At 42.5% G+C, this 21,317-nt stretch carries 23 protein-coding genes; 20 read left to right on the forward strand and 3 right to left on the reverse strand.

Translation table 11 applies throughout. The annotated features are described in order from the left end of the window. The first annotated feature begins 119 nt into the window (after positions 1 to 119). Both R2H34_RS00610 and R2H34_RS00615 read left to right on the forward strand, forming a co-directional pair. Positions 120 to 263 (forward strand): zinc ribbon-containing protein, encoded by a 144-nt coding sequence (locus R2H34_RS00610; RefSeq protein WP_004665293.1) that lies wholly within the window; start codon positions 120 to 122, stop codon positions 261 to 263. A gap of 125 nt (positions 264 to 388) precedes the next feature. Next, the gene (locus tag R2H34_RS00615; protein WP_318342379.1) at positions 389 to 967 is read left to right on the forward strand and encodes a DUF4126 domain-containing protein; all 579 of its coding nucleotides are present in this window, start codon (positions 389 to 391) and stop codon (positions 965 to 967) included. Between the two features lie 65 nt (positions 968 to 1,032). Here R2H34_RS00615 and R2H34_RS00620 read toward each other — a convergent pair whose 3' ends face one another. Beyond that, positions 1,033 to 1,392, reverse strand: coding sequence for a DUF962 domain-containing protein (locus R2H34_RS00620; protein WP_151711210.1), 360 nt, complete (start codon positions 1,390 to 1,392; stop codon positions 1,033 to 1,035). 68 nt (positions 1,393 to 1,460) lie between these two features. On the opposite strand from R2H34_RS00620, the gene R2H34_RS00625 reads away from it, so the two are divergent. From R2H34_RS00625 to R2H34_RS00660, 8 genes are all read left to right on the forward strand, one after another. Then, the gene (locus tag R2H34_RS00625; protein WP_318342380.1) at positions 1,461 to 2,276 is read left to right on the forward strand and encodes an AraC family transcriptional regulator; all 816 of its coding nucleotides are present in this window, start codon (positions 1,461 to 1,463) and stop codon (positions 2,274 to 2,276) included. Positions 2,277 to 2,358: 82 nt separating this feature from the next. After that, positions 2,359 to 3,324: a carbon-nitrogen hydrolase family protein gene (locus R2H34_RS00630; RefSeq protein ID WP_151831232.1), complete on the forward strand. Its 966-nt coding sequence runs from the start codon at positions 2,359 to 2,361 to the stop codon at positions 3,322 to 3,324. Between the two features lie 155 nt (positions 3,325 to 3,479). Continuing rightward, positions 3,480 to 4,367: a DMT family transporter gene (locus tag R2H34_RS00635; RefSeq protein WP_318342557.1), complete on the forward strand. Its 888-nt coding sequence runs from the start codon at positions 3,480 to 3,482 to the stop codon at positions 4,365 to 4,367. Positions 4,368 to 4,939: 572 nt separating this feature from the next. Further along, entirely contained in the window at positions 4,940 to 5,392 is a 453-nt protein-coding gene (locus R2H34_RS00640) for a hypothetical protein (RefSeq protein ID WP_318342381.1), read from the forward strand. A gap of 182 nt (positions 5,393 to 5,574) precedes the next feature. Beyond that, entirely contained in the window at positions 5,575 to 6,240 is a 666-nt protein-coding gene (locus R2H34_RS00645; protein WP_004956772.1) for a pseudouridine synthase, read from the forward strand. Positions 6,241 to 6,335: 95 nt separating this feature from the next. Beyond that, complete coding sequence (locus R2H34_RS00650; RefSeq protein ID WP_004956771.1) at positions 6,336 to 6,959, forward strand: class I SAM-dependent methyltransferase; 624 nt, start codon at positions 6,336 to 6,338, stop codon at positions 6,957 to 6,959. Positions 6,960 to 6,982: 23 nt separating this feature from the next. Beyond that, a complete protein-coding gene (locus tag R2H34_RS00655) occupies positions 6,983 to 7,462 on the forward strand; it encodes a GNAT family N-acetyltransferase (RefSeq protein WP_004956768.1) in 480 nt (159 codons plus the stop codon). Positions 7,463 to 7,595: 133 nt separating this feature from the next. Then, on the forward strand, positions 7,596 to 7,964 hold the full coding sequence (locus tag R2H34_RS00660) for a ribonuclease E inhibitor RraB (protein WP_004907196.1): 369 nt from the start codon (positions 7,596 to 7,598) through the stop codon (positions 7,962 to 7,964). Positions 7,965 to 8,031: 67 nt separating this feature from the next. Here R2H34_RS00660 and R2H34_RS00665 read toward each other — a convergent pair whose 3' ends face one another. Beyond that, a complete protein-coding gene (locus tag R2H34_RS00665) occupies positions 8,032 to 8,499 on the reverse strand; it encodes an Lrp/AsnC ligand binding domain-containing protein (RefSeq protein ID WP_004665270.1) in 468 nt (155 codons plus the stop codon). 137 nt (positions 8,500 to 8,636) lie between these two features. Between R2H34_RS00665 and R2H34_RS00670 the strand changes: the two genes are divergently transcribed. The 4 genes from R2H34_RS00670 to R2H34_RS00685 all read left to right on the forward strand — a co-directional run bounded on the left by R2H34_RS00670 (position 8,637) and on the right by R2H34_RS00685 (position 13,016). Beyond that, positions 8,637 to 9,893 (forward strand): D-amino acid dehydrogenase, encoded by a 1,257-nt coding sequence (locus R2H34_RS00670; RefSeq protein WP_042892541.1) that lies wholly within the window; start codon positions 8,637 to 8,639, stop codon positions 9,891 to 9,893. 24 nt (positions 9,894 to 9,917) lie between these two features. Then, entirely contained in the window at positions 9,918 to 11,021 is a 1,104-nt protein-coding gene (alr, locus tag R2H34_RS00675) for an alanine racemase (protein ID WP_087539459.1), read from the forward strand. A 10-nt stretch (positions 11,022 to 11,031) separates the two neighbouring features. Further along, positions 11,032 to 11,391, forward strand: a complete 360-nt coding sequence (locus R2H34_RS00680) for a RidA family protein (RefSeq protein ID WP_004956761.1) — start codon at positions 11,032 to 11,034, stop codon at positions 11,389 to 11,391. Positions 11,392 to 11,582: 191 nt separating this feature from the next. Then, positions 11,583 to 13,016, forward strand: a complete 1,434-nt coding sequence (locus R2H34_RS00685; protein ID WP_151831162.1) for an amino acid permease — start codon at positions 11,583 to 11,585, stop codon at positions 13,014 to 13,016. Between the two features lie 75 nt (positions 13,017 to 13,091). On the opposite strand, the gene R2H34_RS00690 is transcribed toward R2H34_RS00685, so the two are convergent. After that, a complete protein-coding gene (locus R2H34_RS00690) occupies positions 13,092 to 13,973 on the reverse strand; it encodes a LysR family transcriptional regulator (protein WP_004967001.1) in 882 nt (293 codons plus the stop codon). A 165-nt stretch (positions 13,974 to 14,138) separates the two neighbouring features. Between R2H34_RS00690 and R2H34_RS00695 the strand changes: the two genes are divergently transcribed. The 6 genes from R2H34_RS00695 to R2H34_RS00720 all read left to right on the forward strand — a co-directional run bounded on the left by R2H34_RS00695 (position 14,139) and on the right by R2H34_RS00720 (position 21,264). Further along, positions 14,139 to 15,656: a CoA-acylating methylmalonate-semialdehyde dehydrogenase gene (locus tag R2H34_RS00695; protein WP_004967003.1), complete on the forward strand. Its 1,518-nt coding sequence runs from the start codon at positions 14,139 to 14,141 to the stop codon at positions 15,654 to 15,656. 13 nt (positions 15,657 to 15,669) lie between these two features. Next, entirely contained in the window at positions 15,670 to 16,560 is an 891-nt protein-coding gene (gene mmsB, locus R2H34_RS00700; protein ID WP_075316400.1) for a 3-hydroxyisobutyrate dehydrogenase, read from the forward strand. Between the two features lie 82 nt (positions 16,561 to 16,642). Then, a complete protein-coding gene (locus R2H34_RS00705) occupies positions 16,643 to 18,292 on the forward strand; it encodes an AMP-binding protein (RefSeq protein ID WP_039047598.1) in 1,650 nt (549 codons plus the stop codon). An 11-nt stretch (positions 18,293 to 18,303) separates the two neighbouring features. Beyond that, complete coding sequence (locus R2H34_RS00710) at positions 18,304 to 19,431, forward strand: acyl-CoA dehydrogenase family protein (protein ID WP_087539457.1); 1,128 nt, start codon at positions 18,304 to 18,306, stop codon at positions 19,429 to 19,431. Positions 19,432 to 19,452: 21 nt separating this feature from the next. After that, a complete protein-coding gene (locus R2H34_RS00715) occupies positions 19,453 to 20,226 on the forward strand; it encodes an enoyl-CoA hydratase (RefSeq protein ID WP_004956737.1) in 774 nt (257 codons plus the stop codon). A gap of 12 nt (positions 20,227 to 20,238) precedes the next feature. Continuing rightward, positions 20,239 to 21,264 carry an enoyl-CoA hydratase/isomerase family protein gene (locus R2H34_RS00720; RefSeq protein ID WP_039047596.1) on the forward strand — a complete coding sequence of 342 codons (1,026 nt, stop codon included), beginning with the start codon at positions 20,239 to 20,241 and terminating at the stop codon, positions 21,262 to 21,264. Positions 21,265 to 21,317 lie beyond the last annotated feature (53 nt).

Raw genomic sequence — 21,317 nt, forward strand, 5'->3', positions numbered from 1 at the left:
ATTGGGAGTTTTCAGTATTTAGCCAAATCGCCATCACTATTCGTCAGAAAGGTCAATAAATAATCAAAACTATCACGCTATAGTATATGAACCATTTCTAAAATCTATGGAGAACAAAGATGGTTACTGCTGGCGAAAGACCTGGAACTGGCTTCTATTTTTGTGTCCAATGCGGACATCGCACCTATTTAGAAATTGGTACTGATCGTTTACCTCCGTGTACCAAATGCCTTGGCAATCAATTCAACAGTAAGAATGCCTAAGCCGCAAACACCAAACAGTTACCCACTGTTTTGATGAAAGCCCTGTCACTCGATAGGGCTTTTTTGTTACTGTAAAATATGAAATAACAAGATAGCGATATCTGACAAAAATAAGGAAAACCCAGATGGAAACAATTTTAGGACTTTGTATCGGCGTAGGATTAAGCGCAGCCTGTGGTTTTCGTGTCTTTGTTCCTTTATTGGTGATGAGCATTGCAACCCTGATGGGTTGGTATGAACCTGCCAAAGGCTTTGAATGGTTAGCGATCCCTGCCGTATGCGCGGCACTTGGATTTGCAACCATCTGTGAAATCGCAGCTTACTATGTGCCGTGGGTCGATAATCTTTTGGATACCATCGCTACGCCTGCTGCTGTAGTGGCAGGTACACTCAGTACGATGGCGGTCAGTAGTGGAGAAATGTCACAGTTTGCGACGTTGGCAGCCGCGCTGATCGTGGGCGGCGGAACAGCAGGTGTGGTGCAAATGAGCACGGTAGCTGCACGTGGGGTTTCAACTGCAACTACTGGTGGATTGGGGAATTTTGTAGTGGCAACAGGTGAGTTGATTGGCTCGATTGTCTTGTCGATCTTGGCATTTGTGATGCCTGTTGTGATTACTGTATTTGTGATTATTCTCGTGATTGTGGTCGCACGTTGGGTGAGCCAAAAAAAACAAGAAAAGATCAGTCATTCAACATCGTGAGTTTTTAAATTCAGTACAATCAGGAAACTTAGACCTAATTTTATAACCTAAGTTTCCTGTGTGTATTACCACTTCACACGTTTGAATAAGATATCTTTATACATAATAAAATCGCAAGCGAGGCTAAAGAATGGCTGCTTAAAGGTTGCAGGTTTATTATGCTCATAAAAGAAATGACCCACCCAAGCAAAGCCATATCCGACTACAGGCAAAGCCCAAAGTAATTTGGCATTTCCAGTTGCAACAGATGCAGCAGCAATACCAATTACACAGCTTGTCCCCACGAAATGCAGGCGACGACAAGTCGCATTTTCATGTTGCGAAAGATAAAAAGGATAAAATTCAGCAAGGGTTTTATAACGAACTTCACTGGCTTCCAACTGCACAGTATTGTTTTTCATCAGTTCTTGAGTATTGTGAGACATACGACTATTCCTTTCGTTTAAAGTCGTCTTCATTTTGAACACTCCACCCGAAATGGTCTTGAACGAATATGCTATCTCAACACATGGAATTAGACTCGATCACACCGCATAAAAGCTTGGTCTATGCGTGGGATGGCGTGATTGTGTATGTGACTCAAGATCATTTGAATAAAGCACACGCGCATTTTCCAGCACTATTACAAATTGGTTTGGGCACTGCTTTTGCATTGGCTGTTGAAGATCAGCCTACGAACTATCATGAAGTTGTAGTGATGGCACCCAATATTAGCCACAGTACCGATTCACAGAATCAACCTTATATTGCAATTCTGATCGATCCTGATCATGTGCTTTATGCTTATCTACATCCTTTACTGAATGGGCAGACATTTAATTCATTATCTGCTGATCGACTTCAATCTTTTCAAAAACAGTTTCAGCAATTGATGAGTGCTCAACTCTGCTTAGAACAAGTAAAGCAATTGCTGATGGATGTGTTATTGGTACTCAATCCTCAGCCATTATTGGCTTTACCATGGGATCAACGGGTTCAACTCGCTTGTGAATACATCAAACGCTGTGTGCCCCATCAAATTCCAACCATCGCAGATGTTGCGTTACAGGTTGGGCTATCAGAGTCACGCTTGATGCATCTGTTTAGTCAGCAACTCGGACTATCTATGCGGCAATATATCTTGTGGTTGCGTATTCGCTATGCCATCAAGTTGTGGATGCAGGGCAAAACTTTGATTGAGATAGCAGTTGAATCAGGCTTTTCAGATCAAGCCCATTTCACCCGAACTTTACGTCGTATGGTGGATTTTGCGCCGTCGATGTTGAAAGCCAATACGATTTTTATCAGCGATGACGCTAACGAAAAATAAACTAAGCATTGAAAGAGTTCGGTCAAAGTATTTCTAAAATTCGATGCTAAGATTTTCATGAACACTCAGAAGAATTACAGATATGAAAATCGTCGCCATTCAGCCTGCATTGCAGTTAGGACAGGTTGAAGCAAATTTAAAAAAACTCGAACAATTGATTTTAGCGGCATATCAAGAGCATTCGCCTGATGTGATCGTACTTCCTGAGTCGATGACTTCTCCAAATGTCTATTCACCACAAGCTTTCTTGACACCACAACCATTACAGGGTCAGCCCTTACAGCTTCTAATTCGCTTAGCCAAGCAATTGAATGTGGTGATCACAGGGGGCTTCGTGGCAATTCGTGACGGGCATACCTATGGTACTTATGTCATGGTGGAGCGGAATGGCGATTATCATCTGCATGACAAAGATATTCCAACCGCATGGGAGCAAAATTTCTATCGCGGTGGTTCGGATGATGGAATTGTGGATTCAAGTAGCTTGAACTGTAAGGTTGCATTGCTCTCAGGTTGGGAGTGGGCAAGGTTTCGTACCGCCAAGCGTGTTCGAGAACAACATGCACAGTTGATTTTAGGTGGAATGTGTTGGTATTCGATGCCGATCAATTGGTATGGATTGTTGGGTACTTGGATGCGTCGTGAACATGAAATTTATAAACAACAAAGTGAAGCACTACCTGCGCAAATGGCACGCTTAACAGGTATTCCCGTAGTGCATGCCGCGCATGTCGGCGAAGTCTTGAGTGATATGCCGTTGTTACCTTATGTCAAATGGTTAACTGAAATGGTGGGCGAAACGCAAATTTGTGATGCTGCTGGAAATGTCTTAGCACGTATGAGTTTAGCGGATGGAGAGGGCTATATCGCCGCAGAAATTGAATTGGCTGAACCTAAACCTGTCGAACCTTTAGCATCTAGTTATTGGATTCCTGACATGACGCTGACTTCAAAATTAGCATGGCATGTCGGCAATCTTCATGGCGGACTGATGTATCGTGTGAGACATCGCCTGAAAAAGTTTCCTTGGCAAAAACAGTTGAAGTAAACCAAAGCTAGCTTCTCATTCAACAAACAACGATGGCATGGTGATCTTGACCATCGCTTCAGAGTTGCAATGACAGTATTTTTCTCAATCAAAGCTCGAAAAATCATCTTCAAGCGAGTAAATTACACCCACATTTTGAGTGTGCATGGTTGATGATGGCGTTTACTTGGATTTTATTTACCTTGATGGCTGCTTTTATGCAGGCGTGGCGCAATGCATTTCAAAAACAACTCAGCACCACAGTCGATGTTTATGGCACGACATTGGCACGCTTTCTATTTGCACCGATCTTTGCTTTTAGTTATATCGTCATTCTTTATGCTCAGCAGCCTGTCAGTGTTGAAGTCAGTTTTTCTAATAAATTTTGGTTTTATGTGGTGATCGCAGGGATTAGCCAAATCTATGCAACGGCTTTAATGGTCAAATTATTTCAACAAAAGAATTATGCCATCGGGGTCGGTCTCGCCAAAAGTGAAGCTATTTTAGCGGCATTGGTCGGTGTGCTGTTTTTACAAGAGCATTTAACAGCATGGGGCTGGGTGGGTGTTTCAATTGGTGCAGTCGCGGTATTTTTACTGAGTAAAGGCCGACAACATACTGAACTTTCAATGAAAACATTGATGATCGGTTTAGGCAGTGGTTTGTGTTTTGCCATCACCTCATTGTTGGTGCGTGAAGCAAGTTTAGAGTTGAGCATGTTGCCATTTCTACATCGTGCCGCATGGGTGCTGTGTAGCTTGATTAGTTTTCAGTGCATTATATTGTTGCTATATCTTGGTATTTTCAGTCGTCAGACTTTATACAAAATGTGGCATCGTCTTGGACTGACTTTCAAAGTGAGTGTCTGTAGTTTTCTTGCTTCATTGGGGTGGTTTAGTGCGATGAGTATGCAAACCGTGGCAATCGTGAAAACACTGGGTCAGGTCGAGATTTTATTTAGTTTATTGATCTCTGCATTTTTCTTTAAGGAAAAATTGGCGAGAACTGATCATTTGGGATTGTGGTTGGTGATCGTGGCTGCGATTATGGTGATTTGGGCTTAAATTTTATAAGCTCATGAAAAAATACACATGTAAATTTGAATATATCGGAATTTAAATCAGTTATTTTTTGTTTAAATGGGAAATAATTCTGATTTTAGAATCTGTTACGCAAAACTATTTCATTTGTGGCGAAAAATACCATTTTTTAGGAAAACAATCCCATCCCGATCTGCCTAAACTATGTCTCAAGGGTGTGAAAGGGATCGAAAAGAGTAGCATGCACCGAGGCTTATAAAGCAAGTGTGTACGAACCCAAAAGGTCTCGATTCGGCTTAGGACGCTATAGATCAAAAGTTTATAGGCAAAGGTTATGGCTTACAAAGTCATAGGTGTTGAAGTAAACAACATGTTTTCCCTTGATACCCTAAAAAATTAATCTAAACAGAATATGACGAAAACATTAAAAATAATAAATACTAGATCAATAAAAGCAAATTCGAATGTGAAACACATCTTTAAATTCAAAAAATATGAATAGAAGTCGAGATTTTTATATTAAAAAACAAAGTGATATAATGCCATTAAAAGCGAAAAATCAAAATATGATCATACTGGAATAGGTCAGAAAAATAATGAATGAGTTCGATCTGAAAATACGTTATCCCCATCAAACCAACAAAAATGATGCTGCTCATTTGGGTATGTTTGACGCAGAGACGATCATTCGTAAGTTTGATGAAATGGGATGGCGACAACAAATGGTCCGTCAGTTACAACTGGATGGTACAAACACCAGTTTTATGGTAACGAATGAATATACAGGACAAAGTGTCCGTATCATTTTGGATGCCTATGCTCAATCCCAGCAACTGGAATTTAAATTGGATAGTGATATTCCTGTTCTGATTTCGAGAAAGGATGTATTTGGATTGGTCACCCGCAAAGCCAAAGATACGATTTCTTTTAATCACCTGACACTGAACCGTGCCAAAGAATATCTCATCGCGTTTATGAATGGCGAGGTTGAGGAGTTAGAAGCACTTTATCGTGACAGCTTAAATAAACCGATGAAGACAGCGTCTTAACTTTTAATTTTCCTGAACTCAATCAAATAAAACCTGAATAAAGACATTTTATTCGGGGTTTTTATTATAGATAAACCAAAGATAAAAAATAGCGATCCGCTGGTTGTGATTTTTTTGAATGGGTCGATTTTCTATTCGTTGTCGTTATAATCTGCTCGCTTGATTCAATCTGTTTGCTTCCTATGCCTTTAAACGATCATTTTATTTACCAACCTCCCCAAGAACCTCTTGAGATCATGTACGAAGATGAGGATTTGGTCGTGGTCAATAAACCTGCGGGCTTATTGTCCGTGATGGGGCGATTACCAGAACATCATGACAGCGCGTATTTGCGTGTATTGGATCTCCATCCAACGGCTAAAGTAACGCACCGTTTAGATATGGCCACTTCAGGTTTACTGATGTTTGCTAAGCATCGTGATGCAGAGGTCGCCGTGAGTAAAATGTTTCAAGCGCGTACCGTCAAAAAATATTATGAGGCCTTGGTACAAGGTGCAATTCAGGCTGAAGGCAGTGTCGATGTCCCATTGATTACAGATTGGGAAAATCGTCCACGTCAAATCGTACATTTCGAGTTGGGTAAGCAAGCCAAGACACTGTTTCAATTGATGGATTACGATGTTGAAACTGATCAAAGTCGTGTGCGACTAGAACCCGTTACAGGTCGCTCACACCAACTTCGTGTGCACATGATGCATATTGGACATCCAATCATGGGCGATAAACTTTATCATCCTGAGCCTGCCAAATTTCATTTAAAACGTATGGCATTACATGCTGCATTCTTGTCTTTTCAGCATCCTTTACAACAACATCTCGTTGAAATTAAATCGGTGATTCCATTTTAAAATGTAAGCTAAGGTGAAATAAGTGTAGCTAAGCTAGACATGTGGATGGATTTATAATAGATTATAAAAACATATAATGTTTTGTGAGATGCCCGATGAGTCAACCATTAACCCAGCATTGGCAAACCATCTATTCCACCAAAGATCCTAAAGAAGTCAGTTGGTTCCAAGCTCAGGCTTCGACCTCCTTGCGATTGATCCAAAAAGCGCAACTCCACCCTGAGGCAGAAATCATAGACGTTGGGGGAGGCGCCTCAGTTTTAGTTGATCAGCTTTTAGAACAAGGCTTTAAACACATCACAGTTTTAGATTTGGCAGAGGCTGCGTTACAAAAAAGTCAGGTACGCTTGGGAGAACTTGCCAACAAAGTGACATGGCTTATTGCGAATATAGTCGAGGTTGAGTTTGCAGATCACCAATTTGATCTTTGGCATGATCGGGCAGTTTTTCATTTTTTGACAGAGCACAACGATCAGCAGCGTTATTTGCAAAAAGTAACTGCTGCGCTGAAATCAGGTGGTTATCTAGTGATCTCAACCTTTGCAGAAGATGGAGCATTGAAGTGTAGTGGTTTGCCTGTGCAACGCTACAGCACACAAGAGCTGATACATTTCTTTGGACAATCTGCATTTGATGTGGTGGAAGAGGGGAAAGAAGTTCATATCACCCCAGCGGGAAATGAACAGAAGTTTAGTTATCTACTCTTGCGAAAAAAATAAAACAAGGAATAACGTTCTTAACTATGTATTCGTGTATCAACGAGTTAAAGTGGGCTGGTTTGCCGACTTTGACTCAAGCGCAATTAAAAAAATTACTACTTGAAGCCGATCCAGATTGGCAGCATGTTTTAGCTTATCTATCAGAAGTAAAAATCTTTGTGATTTCCAATGATCGTCGGGATGTAATTGCAGAATTATGTTTATTACAACGCGGGGATGAAGCGGAAATTATCAATTTAGCCGTCACCAAAGAGCATCGAGGTTTTGGTCTAGCCAAATCATTGATTAAACATGCGATAGAAAATGCATGGCAATCTTCGGTCAGCACTGTTTTGATTAAAACAGGCAATTCAAGTTTTGATCAGTTGGCTCTGTATCAGAAGTGTGGTTTTCGTATGTCATACATTGAGCGAGATGTATTTAAACACTATCCTGAGCCGATTTATGAAAATGGAATCCGTTGTATCGATCAAGTTGTTCTATCCATCGAGTTGACCGTATAGCTATCGAAGATCGACATGAAGATCATTTATGCTTTCACTACAATAATGATCTTCATGCGTCTAAAAACTGACATAAAAATAGGTTAATCTATAGCCAAATAATTAAACTGAAACGACAACAAAGGATATTCAAATGACACGTGATTACGAGCAATTTCCTGATAATGACAATGGTAATGTGCTTTGGCAAATGGTTGAAGATGGCAATGACCTAAGTGAACCGCATGAAGTCGAATTTTCAATTGTATTTGAAAAGCAAGAACAAGCAGAAAAGTGTGCATTGCATCTGTTGCATCAAGAGCAAAAAATTTCACTGTATCAAGAAGAATTGCATTCAGATGGATCGGATTTGTGGGTGTTAAATATTCACGTCAATATGATGTTGGAATATGAAGATATTGCTGATTTAGAAGAGTGGATGACGCGGATTGCGCAAGAGTTTGATGGTGAATACGACGGATGGGGTTGTATGAGCTATATCTATGATGATGAAGACGAATAATGATAGATATTCAGCCTGCGTTTGCAGGCTGAAATATTTTTAATGGTGCATCCTACGACATCTAATTTTATTTACTCACATCTAAGTAAAGACTTTCTTTGACTTCTTCCATCACCACATAACTATGGGATGATGCCGAAGCAGGCAGTTTTTTCAGTAAATCACCCAATAAGCGTCGATAAGCACTCATTTCTTTGAGTCGTGCTTTGACTAAATAATCAAACTCACCTGATATCAGATGACATTCTAAAACCTCAGGGATATCCACTAAATCGCGTGCCACCTGATCAAATACATCGCCTGATTTTGCAGATAGTTTGATTTCTAAAAACACCAACAGGCTACGATCAACATGCGCAGGATTAAGCCGAGCGTAGTAGCCCATAATAATACCTTCACGTTCCAATCGTTTGACGCGTTCTGAGCAAGGCGTGGTAGATAAGTTCACACGTGAAGCCAACTCACTAATTGCGATACGCCCTTCACGTTGCAGAATGTCTAAAATCAGGCGATCAATACGGTCTAATTTACGCATAGATTATTCCCTTTTATTTTAATTTTTCCGCGATAAAAACATTAAATTACCTAGATTATAGCAATAAAAACAGTCAAAAAAACTATTGAAGCAAAAATATACTAGTTAAATAAACTAGTGAGCGAGAGGGACCTATTATGCGCGTCATCGTTTTAGGAAGTGGTGTTATTGGTGTAGCAAGTGCTTACTATCTTGCGCAACAAGGTGCCCAAGTGACTGTACTTGATCGTCAGTCTGGTCCAGCAAAAGAAACCAGTTTTGGTAATGCTGGGCAAATCTCGCCAGGATATTCAACACCTTGGGCTGCACCAGGGATTCCATTCAAAGCAGTAAAATGGATGTTCCAGCATCATGCACCACTTGCCATTAATATAGATGGCAGCATGTGGCAGCTTCAGTGGATGGCACAGATGCTGAAAAACTGTAATCCACAAAGTTATGCGGTCAACAAAGAACGCATGATGCGTGTGGCGGAATACAGTCGTGATTGTTTGCGTCAACTCAGAAGTGAAACAGGTATTCATTACGAAAATCGTTCCAAAGGTACCTTACAGGTATTTCGTAATGAAGCGCAGCTTGAAGCAGTGCAACGTGACATCCAAGTACTGGAAGAATGTGGTGTTGATTTTAATTTACTCAATGCTCAAGAACTGGGCAGTGTAGAACCAGCATTGGCACACACAGATAAATTAGTCGGTGGTTTACATTTGCCGAATGATGAAACGGGTGATTGTTATTTATTCACCAATGCCTTGGCGAAAGTAGCGCAAGACTTAGGTGTCGAATTCAAATTCGATCAAAATGTTGAGCAACTGATCGTAGAAGGTGACGAAATCAAAGGTGTGATGGTCAATGGTGCGATTTTAACGGCTGATCGTTTCGTACTTGCCTTTGGTAGTTATTCACGCGATTTCTTAAAACCATTGCAATTGAATCTGCCAGTTTATCCAGTGAAAGGTTATTCATTGACGATTCCAATTGTTGAACCAAAATTTGCTCCGCAATCAACGGTTTTAGATGAGACATATAAAGTCGCGATTACACGTTTCGACCAACGTATCCGTGTGGGTGGTATGGCGGAATTAAGTGGCTTTAACTTGGGCTTGAATGATGATCGTCGTGCAACTTTGGAAATGGTTACCCAAGACTTATTCCCAGGTGGTGACTTACAACAAGCATCATTCTGGACAGGTCTACGTCCAATGACACCAGACAGCACTCCGATTATTGGTGCTACCAAATATAAGAACCTATTCTTGAATACTGGTCATGGCACTTTAGGTTGGACCATGGCATGTGGTTCAGGCAAATTGATTAGTGATTTGGTGATGAATCATCGTACCGAGATTATTACGGATGGCTTATCGATCCAGCGTTATTCACACGCGGCATAATTTGATTATACAAGGAAGTTGATTATGCCTCGCCCAATTACTGCGGTCATCCATACTCAGGCTTTGCGCCAAAATCTTGAGGTCGTGAGAACTTCTGTTCCAGACAGCAAGGTGTTTGCAGTGGTCAAAGCCAATGCCTATGGACATGGAATCGAACGAGTTTACGATGCTTTAAAAACTGCGGACGGCTTCGCTTTACTTGATATAGATGAAGCGAAACGTTTGCGTGCATTAGGTTGGACAGGTCCAATCCTATTGCTGGAAGGAATTTTTTCGCCACAGGATTTATTTGACTGTGCTGAATATCAGTTGAGTTTCACGGTACATAGCGAGCATCAAGTCGAATGGATACAGCAGCATATCTATCCAGCCCAGTTTGATATTTTCTTAAAAATGAACAGTGGCATGAACCGTCTAGGTTTCAAGCCTCAACAATACCGAAAAATCTGGCAACATCTGCAACGCCTCAATAATGTTTCCAACATCACCCATATGACGCATTTCTCTGATGCTGATGGCGAACGTTTTGGTCAAGCTGGGGTTGAATATCAACTCGCAGAATTTGAAAGCACCATTCAGGACTTACCTGGCGAAAGATCGGTGAGTAATAGTGCTGCCATTCTCAGATATCCCTCGCAAGTACACTCCGATTATGTCCGTGGCGGCATCATGCTGTATGGTAGCTCTCCCGATTATCCGAAGCATAGTATCCAAGATTGGGGACTTGCGCCGACCATGAGTTTGCGCAGTAAATTGATCGCGATCCAACAGCTAAATGCTAATGAAAGTGTAGGTTATGGTTCAAGTTTCGTAGCTGCACATGCGATGACGATTGGTATTGTCGCGTGTGGTTATGCAGATGGTTATCAGCGTACCTCTCCTACAGGCACGCCCGTGTTAGTCAATGGAATCCGTACCCGAACCATTGGGCGAGTCAGTATGGATATGTTGGCAGTCTATCTAACGCCAGTTCCGAATGCTGAAATTGGCAGTGAAGTTGTGCTTTGGGGAACATCAAAAACAGGACAAATACTCTCTATTGATGATGTTGCAGCAGCCTCAGGCACAGTTGGCTATGAACTTATGTGCGGCGTAACTGCACGAGTTCCATTTATCACTCAAGACTAAGGAAGTCATCATGTCACATTCAGATATCCAGAAAATCAATAGCACCGAAGTGATGAGTGCAGTCACGGTTTTTAATCAGGTGGTGTATCTATCAGGACAAGTGCCTAAAAATCCTGATTTAGATATCGAAGGACAAACGCGTGATGTATTGGCAACGATCGAGCAATTGTTAGCCTCCGCAAATAGCGATAAATCACGTTTACTTTCGGTACAGCTTTTTCTGAAAGACCTAGCTGATTTTCCTAAGGTCAATGCGATCTATGTTGATTGGTTAAAAGACTGTGTGGCGCCATCACGCGCTACGATTCAAGCTGATTTGGTCAATCCAAATTGGTTAATTGAAATTGCAGTGATTGCAGCACAAAAATAAAGCGAATCGCTTTATTTTTGTTTAAATGAGATTAAAAAAGAAGAAAATTAACGTATTTGTCATAGATAAAAGTAAGGCAAATACGTATTTTCTTGCAGTCAAAATGAATGTGTCATTTATAAAGGACAGCTGGTTAAGCTCATAAATTAGCGACCGATTCATTTTAGGAAGTAGTAAAAAGGAACTTTTTTATGACGGTGATACATAATCAGTCTTCAGGTGATGATGCACCTCAAGACTTACAACGAAAACTTTCCAATCGCCATTTGCAATTGATTGCTATTGGTGGCGCGATTGGGACTGGACTGTTCATGGGTTCAGGAAAAACCATCTCCCTTGCTGGTCCATCAATCTTGTTTATTTACATGATTATTGGTGGCATGTTCTTCTTTTTGATGCGAGCACTCGGTGAATTATTGCTTGCCAATTTACAGTACAAATCTTTCGTCGATATGGCACACGATCTGATTGGACCGTGGGCCGGATATTATTTGGGTTGGACCTATTGGTTAGGTTGGGTCTTGGTCGGTATTGCGGACTTAGCTGCCGTGATTAATTATCTTGGTTTTTGGCTGCCTGATGAAACGACCTTTACTCCAATAGGACAGGCGCTGATTAGTGCGGGCCGCGTATTATTCGTTTTGGCGTTGAATTTACTTACGGTCAAATTGTTTGGTGAAGTCGAGTTCTGGTTTGCACTGATTAAAATCTTGGCGATTATTGGTTTGATTGGGGTTGGGGGCTATATGATTTTTAGTCACTTTACCGCATCTCATGGCACAGTGGCTTCACTCAATAATATTTGGTCGCATGGTGGTATGTTCCCGAAAGGTGTTGATGGCTTCTTGGCTGGTTTCCAAATTGCCGTTTTTGCCTTTGTCGGAGTGGAGCTGATTGGAACCACGGCGGCAGAAACCAAAGACCCACATAAGAATCTTCCCAAAGCGATTAATGCGATTCCGATTCGTATTATTTTGTTCTATGTCTTAGCTTTATTGGTGGTGATGGCTGTGACACCGTGGGATCAAATTCGCGCAGATAAAAGTCCATTCGTTGAGTTATTCCTGAATGCGGGGATTGTGACCTCAGCGATCATCATGAATTTAGTAGTGTTGTCTTCGGTGATGTCGTCGATGAACAGTGGTGTTTTTTCTACCAGTCGTATGTTGTTTGGTCTGTCAAAAGATGGTCAGGCGCCGAATTCATTTAGTCGCTTATCCAAAAGTGCAGTGCCAGCAAATGGTCTGATCTTCTCATGTGTATTTATCATGGGTGGAGCTGTGCTTCAGTATTTTGTCCCGAACACCATGGAAGCCTTTACTTTGGCAAGTTCGCTTTGTGTGATCCTGTTTATTAGCGTATGGAGCTTGATTATGGTCTGCTACATTCGCTATCGCAAATTACGTCCAGAGTTACATGAACAGTCTAAATTTAAAATGCCAGGCGGCGTGTTCATGTCTTATGTGGTGATCGCATTCTTGTTGTTCACTTTGGTGATTTTGACACTCGAACCTGACACGCTAAAAGCGCTGTATGTGAGTCCGTTGTGGGTGGTGATTTTAGCGGTGACCTATCAAGTATTATACAAACCACGTATGCGTAAACTTGGACGTGAATTGGCTTAATCGATTCATTTGCATCTCCCATAAAAAGAGCTGATCTAACTAGATCGGCTCTTTTTATATCTACGCCGAGAAGTATTAATCAACCAATAAATGCTGATATTTATCTGCCTGTTTACGTAAATAATCCCAGACCAGTTTAATCCGTGGCTCATGCTGTAAATCTACAAAGGTAAGCATCCAGAAAGTATGATTAAAACGTACTTGTTCAGCTAAAACATCCTGAAGTTCAGGTTTATCATGGGCTAAAAATTTTGGCAAAATTGCTAATCCAGCACCTGCACTTACTGCGATTTGCTGTGCCAAAATACTGCTACTGCGAAAATTTGCAGTGAGTTTTAAGGGTAAACGTTCTAGACAATACAGCTCAGGGCTATAGACCAAATCATCAATATAATTAACAAAACGATGTTGGGTTAAATCCTCTAATCCACGAATTGGTGGATGTTGAGACAGATAGTTTTGGCTGCCATAAATCTTTAATGTGTAATCTGACAGTCGCGTGATGATATAAGGTCCAGACGTTGGTCGATCAATAGACACCACAATATCCGCTTCACGATGCGAGAGTTTAATCATCTTCGGCACAGGAATCAGGTCAATCGTGAGTTGAGGATAGTGAATCGAAAATTCTGCTAATAGTCGTGCAAGAAATGCGGTACCAAATCCTTCAGGTGTGCCAATTCGCACACGACCTTGCAAAGGTTGATGCGGTTTCTCAATCTGAAGAAAGGCCTGTTCCATTTGTTCAACCAGCGGAACAAGAGCTAATCCTTCCATCGTTAGTTCATAACCTGATGCTTCACGCTTGAACAAAGTCATGCCTAAAGCCAGCTCCAATGCTTGAATCCGTCGAGCTACGGTACTGTGTTCCACGCCAATAATGCGTGCTGCATTGGTCAAGGTTTTGGTTCTCGCTAAAACCAGAAAAAACTGTAGATGATCCCAATCCACTTTCATTGTTATTGTCATCCCTGTGCATATTTGCACATCAATCGTGCATGAATTTGCGTTGGTGGTCAAAGCATTCTTTGCTAGTCTCAAACAAATGTTAAAAAAAGAAAATACGACGAATCGCTATTTTCGAACATCTGAACACAATAAAAATAGGCCTATGGAGAGGTTATGAATACAATCCAGAAAATCGAGCTGGACACAGCTAAGCTACTCATTAATGGACAGTTGATCGAGTCTGAAACCCAACACTGGCAAGATATCGTCAATCCTGCGACACAGGAAGTCATCGGTCGCGTACCTTTTGCAACAGTGCAGGAAGTGGATGCAGCGATTCAAGCTGCACAAGATGCTTTTGCCACTTGGCGTCAAACACCGATTCAAGCACGTATGCGCATTATGCTGAAGCTACAAGACTTGATTCGTGCCAACATGAAAGAGATCGCGAAAGTACTGACTGCTGAGCAAGGCAAAACCTTAGCCGATGCAGAAGGTGATATCCAGCGTGGCTTAGAAGTGGTTGAGCACGCTTGTTCTGTCGGTACTTTGCAAATGGGCGAGTACATCGAAGGCGTAGCACGTGGTGTTGATACCTATACTTTGCAACAACCATTGGGTGTTTGTGCGGGCATCACTCCATTTAATTTCCCAGCCATGATTCCATTGTGGATGTTCCCGATGGCGATTGTTTGTGGCAATACCTTCGTACTCAAACCCTCTGAACAAGACCCATTAACCACGATGATGTTGGTCGAACTTGCGATTCAAGCAGGTGTACCTGCTGGTGTGTTGAATGTGGTTCATGGTGGCAAAGAAGTAGTCGATCGTCTCTGTACACATCCACACATTAAAGCGATTTCCTTTGTCGGTTCAACTGCGGTGGGTACGCATGTGTATAACCTCGCAGGGCAACATGGCAAACGTGTGCAATCGATGATGGGGGCGAAAAACCATGTGGTGGTGATGCCTGATGCCAACAAAGAACAAACCCTCAATGCTTTAGTCGGTGCGGCTTTTGGTGCTGCAGGACAGCGTTGCATGGCACTTTCAGTTGCTGTGATGGTGGGTGAAAGTAAGCAATGGGTTCAAGAGTTGGTTGAAAAAGCCAAAACCTTGAAAGTTAATGCAGGACATGAGCCGAATACAGATATCGGACCTGTCATTTCTCAACGTGCCAAAGCGCGTGTGATTGATTTGATCAATAGTGGTGTCGAGCAAGGCGCAGAGCTGTTACTCGATGGTCGTGATGTGCAAGTTAAAGGTTATGAGTCTGGTAACTTTGTTGGAGCGACCATTTTTAATGGCGTGACCACAGACATGCGTATCTATAAAGAAGAAATCTTTGGTCCTGTATTGGCAATTATTTCTGTTGATACTTTGGAAGAAGCGATTGAGCTGATCAATGCCAATCCATTTGGTAATGGTGTTGGACTCTTTACTCAAAGTGGTGCGACAGCACGTACCTTCCAAAACTTAATTGATATTGGTCAAGTGGGGATCAATATTCCAATTCCTGTGCCAGTGCCATTCTTTAGCTTTACAGGTTCGCGTGGTTCAAAACTAGGTGATTTAGGTCCTTATGGTAAGCAAGGGGTACAGTTCTATACACAAACCAAAACCATTACTAGTCGTTGGTTTGAAGATAGCCATGAAGTTGGCGGTGTAAATACCACCATTAGTTTACGTTAAGGGGGAATCAGGGATGAATATCGCCTTTATCGGTCTTGGAAATATGGGTGGCAGAATGGCCCATAACCTGCTCAAAGCAGGACTTACAGTCTATGGTTATGATCTCAGTGAAGTGGCGAATCAGCACTTTGCTGAAGCGGGTGGTGTGGTCTGCGACAGTCCACAAGCAGCAGCCCAACAAGCAGATGTGGTGATCACCATGTTACCAGCAGCTAAGCATGTCAAAGAGGTTTACCTCGGTGAGGAGGGCGTGTTGGAAGTCTTGAAGGCAGGGGCATTGTGTATTGATAGCAGTACCATTGACCCGCAGACCATCAAAGATATCGCTGCGCTTGCGCAAACTAAAAATATTCACATCTGTGATGCGCCTGTGTCGGGTGGCACCATTGGCGCGCAAGCAGGTACTCTCACTTTTATGGTGGGTGCCAATGATCAGACCTTTGAGGAAGTCAAACCTGTGCTCAGCCACATGGGCAAGAATGTCATTCATTGTGGCGAGGTTGGCGCAGGACAAATTGCCAAGATTTGCAATAACTTAATTCTTGGAATCTCGATGGCTGCTGTGGCAGAGGGCATGGCATTGGGTGCCAAATTGGGGATCGACCCACAAGCATTGGCGGGTGTGGTGAACACCTCAAGTGGTCGTTGCTGGAGTTCAGAGATTTGTAATCCATGGCCACATATCAATGAAAATGCGCCTGCTTCACGTGGCTATCAAGATGGTTTTGCGACACAACTGATGCTGAAAGATTTAGGTCTGGCAGTCGAGGCAGCAGGTCAGGTCAAACAGCCTATTTTGTTAGGTGGCATGGTACAGCAGATGTATCAGCAGATGTGTATGCGTGGAAATGCGCATTTGGATTTCTCCAGCATTATCCAGCAATACCTACCAGACCAAGTTTAAACATCAAGCCATTGGATGGCTTGTAAACCAATAAATGCAACTCTGTCGTAAATAACTACAAATCCAGACTGAGGGAATAGAGATGTTGAATTATAAAGATGTGGCAAACGCATTTGATTTTGAAAATACGGCTCAACAAATGTTGTCAGGTTCGTTGGATGCACTCAATGCATGCTTTGAGTGTTGTGACCGACATGTAGACGGTGAAAAAGTTGCTTTGTACTGGCAAGGCAAAGATGGGCGTAAGGAACAATATACCTTTGCGCAATTCAAACAGTGGTCCAGTCAATTTGCTAATTTTCTAAAATCACAAGGTGTACAGGCAGGTGATCGTATTTCGGGTTTATTACCACGAACGCCTGAACTGATCGTGACGATTTTAGCCGCATGGCGAATTGGAGCCGTATATCAACCGCTGTTTACTGCTTTTGGGCCGAAAGCGATTGAGCATCGTATTCAACTTGCACAAAGCAAATTAGTCGTCACGGATGTGGGCAATCGCAGCAAGCTCGATGAAGTTGAACAATGTCCAGCTATCGTGACCGTTGCTGATACAGAAGGTTCAGTGCTCAAAGCCAGCGATTTTAATTTTTGGCAGGAGCTGAATCAGCAGTTTGATCAATGTGAATTAGTCATGCGTAATTTGCATGATCCATTCTTATTGATGTTTACCTCAGGTACTACTGGACCTGCAAAACCGCTCGAAGTTCCACTAAAAGCCTTGATTGCATTTGGTCGCTATATGCAAGATGCGATTGGCTTAACTGAAGATGATGCTTTTTGGAATATTGCTGATCCGGGTTGGGCCTATGGTTTGTACTATGCGATTACGGGGCCGTTATTCTTGGGACATGCGACGTTGTTCTACGAGGGTGGATTTAGTACGGATAGTTTGTGTCAAATTGTCAAGGATTATCAAATCACCAATTTGGCAGGTGCACCAACGGCTTATCGTATGATGATGGCGGCTGATCCAGCACAAATGGCGCCGTTAAAAGGTCAGTTCCGTGTGGTCAGCAGTGCAGGTGAGCCACTGAATCCAGAAGTGATTCGCTGGTTCAAACAAGTTTTAGATGCACCGATTTATGACCATTATGGACAAACTGAAGTCGGTATGGTGGTGTGTAACCATCACGGTTTAAGCCATGAAATACGTGCAGGTACAGCAGGTTTTCCAAGTCCGGGTTATCGGGTTGCCGTGGTCAATGAACAAGGCGAAGAGCTTCCGCCAGACACCGCTGGAATTTTAGCGGTGGATATCAGCCAGTCACCAATGATGTGGTTTGGTGGTTATAAAGAAAGCCGTAAATCACCTTTTGTTGGCAATTATTACTTAACAGGCGATACCGCTGAGTTACATAGTGATGGCAGTATGAGTTTTGTAGGGCGTAGCGATGATGTGATCACCACATCTGGTTATCGTATCGGCCCATTTGATGTTGAAAGTGCTTTGCTTGAACATGATGCGGTGATTGAAGCTGCGGTAATTGGTGTGCCTGATCCAGATCGTACCGAACTGGTTAAAGCCTTTGTTATTTTAGCGGCAGGCGTGCAGTCTACGGTTGCTTTGGCAGAAGAATTAAGCCAATTTGTGAAAAAACGTCTTTCTGCGCATGCATATCCACGTCTAGTGGAGTTTGTCACCGAGTTGCCGAAGACGCCGAGTGGTAAAATCCAACGTTTTTTATTGCGTAATCAGGAAATTGCTAAGCAACAAGCAAAAGCAGGGTAAGGGAAATAATAATGCAATTTACCGAAGAACAATTGTTAATTCGTGATATGGCGAAAAGTTTCGCCCAAGAACAAATCAAACCGAATGCCAGTGATTGGGATCGAGATGGCACCTTTCCCAAAGCTGCGTTAGCGCAGATGGGGCAGCTTGGTTTTATGGGGATGCTCGTCCCAGAGCAATGGGGTGGGTCAGATACGGGAAATTTGGCCTATGTATTGGCACTCGAAGAAGTTGCAGCAGCAGATGGTGCGACCTCGACTATTATGAGCGTGCATAATTCGGTGGGCTGTGTACCTATTTTAAAGTTTGGTAATGACGAGCAAAAAGAACGCTTTTTAAAGCCCTTAGCCCAAGGTGAAATGATCGGAGCCTTTGCTTTAACCGAACCTCATACCGGTTCGGATGCTGGAGCTATCAAAACTCGCGCGGTTAAAGATGGTGATGATTATATTCTCAATGGTGCAAAGCAGTTTATTACTTCCGGTCATAATGCAGGGGTGATTATCGTCTTTGCCGTGACTGACCCAAGCGCAGGTAAAAAGGGTATTAGTGCCTTTCTCGTGCCACGTGATACACCCGGATATGAGGTCATTCGTGTCGAAGAAAAGTTAGGTTTACATGCTTCGGATACCTGTCAGATTGCTTTGACCGATGTACGTGTGCATAAAAGTTTGATGTTGGGTAAAGAAGGCGAGGGTCTGAAAATTGCACTTGCTAATTTAGAAGGTGGTCGTATCGGGATTGCAGCACAAGCAGTGGGTTTGGCGCGTGCAGCTTTAGAAGAAGCCACGCACTATGCCAAAGAACGTCTGACATTTGGTAAACCAATTTTCGAGCATCAAGCGATTGCCTTCCGCCTTGCCAGTATGGCAACAGAGATCGAAGCTGCACGACAACTGGTTCATTATGCTGCACGTCTCAAAGAAGCGGGTCAGCCTTGTTTGAATGAAGCATCGATGGCCAAATTATTTGCTTCTGAAATGTCAGAGCGTGTTTGTTCAAGTGCCTTACAGGTCTTTGGTGGTTATGGCTATCTGAAAGATTTTCCAATCGAGCGAATTTATCGTGATGCACGAATTTGTCAGATTTATGAAGGTACTAGCGATATTCAACGTTTAGTGATCGCACGTAGTCTATAAAACTCAAACAAGGATTGAATGATGCAGTGGCAAACTATTTTATTGGAAAAGCGTAATGGTGTTGGGTTAATTACTCTTAATCGTCCTAAAGCTTTAAATGCGCTAAACAGTGAATTGATCAGTGAAGTGAATCAAGCCCTCGACCAACTGGAAAAGGATCGTGAGATTGGTTGTATCGTATTGGCAGGTTCGGAAAAAGCTTTTGCAGCCGGCGCGGATATTAAGGAAATGGCACAGCTAAATTTTCCTGATATTTATTTTGATGATTTTTTCCATCTTGCTGATCGTATTGCCCAACGCCGTAAACCTTTGATTGCTGCGGTGAGTGGCTATGCTTTGGGTGGTGGTTGTGAATTGGCACTGATGTGTGACTTTATCTACTGCGCTGAGAATGCCAAGTTCGGCTTACCGGAAGTGACTTTGGGCGTAATTCCAGGAATTGGTGGAACACAACGTTTAACTCATGCCATTGGTAAAGCCAAAGCCATGGAAATGTGCCTCACCGCACGACAAATGGGTGCAGTAGAAGCTGAGTTAAGTGGTTTGGTTGCACGTGTATTCAACAAAGAAGACCTACTCGAACAAACCCTACAAGCCGCTGAACAAATTGCGACACGTTCTCTGACCGCAAACATGATGCTGAAAGAAACTATTAATCGAGCTTTCGAAGTCAATTTGACCGAAGGATTACGATTTGAACGACGCATGTTCCATTCTATTTTTGCCACTGCGGACCAAAAAGAAGGCATGCAAGCATTTGTAGAAAAGCGGCAGGCAAATTTTAAAAATCAATAAGAGATCAACAAAATGAACAAAGAAAATCACTTAATGATTGAGCAACAAGGTGGTCTAGGCATGATCACCTTAGATCGAGTGACACATCTGAATGCATTATCACTAGCGATGATTGAGGGGATTCAAGCCCAACTTGAGCTTTGGCGAGATGATGCTGCTATCCAAGCGATTTTAATCAAATCGAACAGCCCGAAAGCCTTTTGTGCAGGAGGCGATATTCGCTATCTGTATGACAGTTATAAACTGGGCACGACAGATCATCAGGGTTATTTTAGTGCCGAATATAAGATGCTCACCACCATACGTGAGTACCAAAAACCTGTCATCGTTCTGCTCGATGGTTATGTGCTTGGTGGTGGTTTTGGCTTAGCGCAAGCCTGCCACATCATTGTGAGTAGTGAAAAATCACGCTTTGCCATGCCTGAAACAGCGATTGGTTTTTTCCCAGATGTCGGCGCTACTCATTTCCTATCGCGCTTGGATGACATAGGCGTGTATATGGCGATTACAGGTGAGCAAATCAGTAGCAGTGATGCCCTTTATTTGGATTTGATTGACTACCATGTACCGAGCGAAAGACTGCAAGCCTTGCAAGATGCATTGGTTGCAGAAGACGATTTAAGTCAACAAAACATTGAACATATTGTGAGTTGCTTTATCACCCGCCCAGCAGAAAGTGAATTGAAACAGTATGCTGAAGCGATTCGTAAACATTTCGGTTTTCAACATTTGGATGAGATTGAGCAAAGTCTTGAAAATGAACAAGATGAGCAGTTAAAAGCATGGGCAAGCAAATTACTGCATCTACTGCAACAACGCTCATTCGTAGCAAAACAAACCAGCTTGAAACTACAACATCTTGGACGTGGGCTTTCCTTGCAGCAATGTATGCAACTAGAACGTGATTTGCAGGATATTTGGTTTGAGCATGGAGACTTTATTGAAGGCGTGCGTGCACTGATTGTCGATAAAGACAAACAACCGCAATGGCAACAAGCCAATCCTGAACTAGAGCAAATATTAGAAAAGCTGAGCTAAGTACGGCTCATCCGATTGTTATCACAAAGGAGAAACACAAGCAGGACGTAGAC

It is taken from the genome of Acinetobacter sp. 16, from assembly GCF_033439925.1.
GTDB classification, from domain to species: domain Bacteria; phylum Pseudomonadota; class Gammaproteobacteria; order Pseudomonadales; family Moraxellaceae; genus Acinetobacter; species Acinetobacter junii.

Bases quoted from the DNA above. Each gene is read 5' to 3' on its own strand.
- R2H34_RS00710 (WP_087539457.1), top strand. From the start codon at position 18,304: ATGCAATTTACCGAAGAACAATTGTTAATTCGTGATATGGCGAAAAGT.
- alr (WP_087539459.1), top strand. From the start codon at position 9,918: ATGCCTCGCCCAATTACTGCGGTCATCCATACTCAGGCTTTGCGCCAA.
- R2H34_RS00690 (WP_004967001.1), bottom strand. From the start codon at position 13,973: ATGAAAGTGGATTGGGATCATCTACAGTTTTTTCTGGTTTTAGCGAGA.
- R2H34_RS00685 (WP_151831162.1), top strand. From the start codon at position 11,583: ATGACGGTGATACATAATCAGTCTTCAGGTGATGATGCACCTCAAGAC.
- R2H34_RS00640 (WP_318342381.1), top strand. From the start codon at position 4,940: ATGAATGAGTTCGATCTGAAAATACGTTATCCCCATCAAACCAACAAA.
- R2H34_RS00670 (WP_042892541.1), top strand. From the start codon at position 8,637: ATGCGCGTCATCGTTTTAGGAAGTGGTGTTATTGGTGTAGCAAGTGCT.
- R2H34_RS00635 (WP_318342557.1), top strand. From the start codon at position 3,480: ATGGCGTTTACTTGGATTTTATTTACCTTGATGGCTGCTTTTATGCAG.
- R2H34_RS00610 (WP_004665293.1), top strand. From the start codon at position 120: ATGGTTACTGCTGGCGAAAGACCTGGAACTGGCTTCTATTTTTGTGTC.
- R2H34_RS00695 (WP_004967003.1), top strand. From the start codon at position 14,139: ATGAATACAATCCAGAAAATCGAGCTGGACACAGCTAAGCTACTCATT.
- R2H34_RS00625 (WP_318342380.1), top strand. From the start codon at position 1,461: ATGCTATCTCAACACATGGAATTAGACTCGATCACACCGCATAAAAGC.
- R2H34_RS00615 (WP_318342379.1), top strand. From the start codon at position 389: ATGGAAACAATTTTAGGACTTTGTATCGGCGTAGGATTAAGCGCAGCC.
- mmsB (WP_075316400.1), top strand. From the start codon at position 15,670: ATGAATATCGCCTTTATCGGTCTTGGAAATATGGGTGGCAGAATGGCC.
- R2H34_RS00680 (WP_004956761.1), top strand. From the start codon at position 11,032: ATGTCACATTCAGATATCCAGAAAATCAATAGCACCGAAGTGATGAGT.
- R2H34_RS00715 (WP_004956737.1), top strand. From the start codon at position 19,453: ATGCAGTGGCAAACTATTTTATTGGAAAAGCGTAATGGTGTTGGGTTA.
- R2H34_RS00660 (WP_004907196.1), top strand. From the start codon at position 7,596: ATGACACGTGATTACGAGCAATTTCCTGATAATGACAATGGTAATGTG.
- R2H34_RS00645 (WP_004956772.1), top strand. From the start codon at position 5,575: ATGCCTTTAAACGATCATTTTATTTACCAACCTCCCCAAGAACCTCTT.
- R2H34_RS00665 (WP_004665270.1), bottom strand. From the start codon at position 8,499: ATGCGTAAATTAGACCGTATTGATCGCCTGATTTTAGACATTCTGCAA.
- R2H34_RS00650 (WP_004956771.1), top strand. From the start codon at position 6,336: ATGAGTCAACCATTAACCCAGCATTGGCAAACCATCTATTCCACCAAA.
- R2H34_RS00630 (WP_151831232.1), top strand. From the start codon at position 2,359: ATGAAAATCGTCGCCATTCAGCCTGCATTGCAGTTAGGACAGGTTGAA.
- R2H34_RS00720 (WP_039047596.1), top strand. From the start codon at position 20,239: ATGAACAAAGAAAATCACTTAATGATTGAGCAACAAGGTGGTCTAGGC.
- R2H34_RS00620 (WP_151711210.1), bottom strand. From the start codon at position 1,392: ATGTCTCACAATACTCAAGAACTGATGAAAAACAATACTGTGCAGTTG.
- R2H34_RS00655 (WP_004956768.1), top strand. From the start codon at position 6,983: ATGTATTCGTGTATCAACGAGTTAAAGTGGGCTGGTTTGCCGACTTTG.
- R2H34_RS00705 (WP_039047598.1), top strand. From the start codon at position 16,643: ATGTTGAATTATAAAGATGTGGCAAACGCATTTGATTTTGAAAATACG.